Raw genomic sequence first — 411 nt, 5'->3', positions numbered from 1 at the left:
TGGCCAATGGCGTCGGCCAGGCGGTGGATCAAGTCGTTGGTTTTGGTGCAGTGCAAGGCCAACTTGTGGAGGCTGCTGACCGAGCAATTACAGAACTGCGCGGTGTTGATGCGCCTGAGGCGAAACAAGCAATTTCCGATTTAGAAAGCCTGCGCCGGCAGGTGGAGAATTTTAATTTCCAAACCGAGGTAGCTGATGACCTCCTGGGGATGAAAAAAGGCTCACGTGATCTGGCGAATCAGCTGAACGTTCCTGGTTATGGTTTCCACGACGGAGTCTACGAGCTAACTAATGGCTCGAAGAACTTGTCGGCTGGGCTGCAAGAACTTCGTGCGCGCGTCGACGAGGCCACCGCCGGTCTTGGTGAATTCGATAGCGGCGCGGAGCGCTTGGAGACGATGGCGCAAAGCA

1 pseudogene is annotated in these 411 nt (G+C 55.7%); it reads left to right on the top strand.

Features of this window, described 5'->3' with window-relative positions:
* Window positions 1-23: 23 nt before the first annotated feature.
* Window positions 24-411 (top strand): annotated as a pseudogene (locus BKN05_RS12370) (hypothetical protein); the annotation flags it as partial.

It is taken from the genome of Corynebacterium sp. S5S1, from assembly GCF_001913985.1.
Lineage (GTDB): Bacteria > Actinomycetota > Actinomycetes > Mycobacteriales > Mycobacteriaceae > Corynebacterium > Corynebacterium marquesiae.
Note: the sequence above shows the minus strand (reverse complement) of the source record. Positions and strands in the feature narration are given on the sequence as shown.